The organism is Mycolicibacterium novocastrense (assembly GCF_001570485.1).
GTDB classification, from domain to species: domain Bacteria; phylum Actinomycetota; class Actinomycetes; order Mycobacteriales; family Mycobacteriaceae; genus Mycobacterium; species Mycobacterium novocastrense.
Genome location: NZ_BCTA01000067.1, coordinates 1 through 607, shown reverse-complemented (window position 1 = coordinate 607; position 607 = coordinate 1). Strand labels below are relative to the sequence as shown.

The following is a 607-nucleotide window of genomic DNA, read 5'->3' as shown; positions in this document are numbered from 1 at the left end:
TAGAGCTACTATACGTAGTACGTACGTAGAGTACCGTTTGTGGCGCACGCCGCGGTTGAACGAAGGTGGTGAAGGTTAGTTGCGATGGCTCCTGGCTACGGCAGCCGTGCTGACTGCTTTCCTGACGCCGTCGGCGGGCACCCCGGTGGCCGCAGCTGCGGCCACCGAGGCTTTCGGCGTGATTCGTGTCCTTCCGGGTCCCGGTGAGGTGGTCGGGGTCGCCCACCCAGTGGTGGTGCAGTTCATTGCGCCCGTCGTCAATAGGAAGGCCGCCGAACGCACGGTTGCAATCACCACTTCGCAGTCGACGACCGGTGAATTCACATGGCTCGACGCCACAACGTTGGAGTGGATGCCGGCCGGCTATTGGCCGGCCCACGATACGATCGAAGTGCGAGCTGGCGGGTTGAAGACCGAGTTCAGCACCGGTGCTGCGGTGGTCAGTATCGCTGACATCGATGCGCACACATTCACCGTCGAAGTCGACGGCGAGGTGGTCCGTGAAATGCCGGCATCACTGGGTAAACCCGGTTTCGAAACACCTGTCGGTGACTTCACGGTGTTGGAGAAGCAGCGCAACGTCGTGTTCGACTCACGCACCATCGGT

The 607-nt window shown here is 61.4% G+C and carries 1 protein-coding gene; it reads left to right on the top strand.

The window, feature by feature from the left end:
• Positions 1 to 106: 106 nt before the first annotated feature.
• A partial coding sequence (locus tag RMCN_RS22125; RefSeq protein WP_131808593.1) for a L,D-transpeptidase occupies positions 107 to 607 on the top strand: 501 nt, incomplete at its 3' end.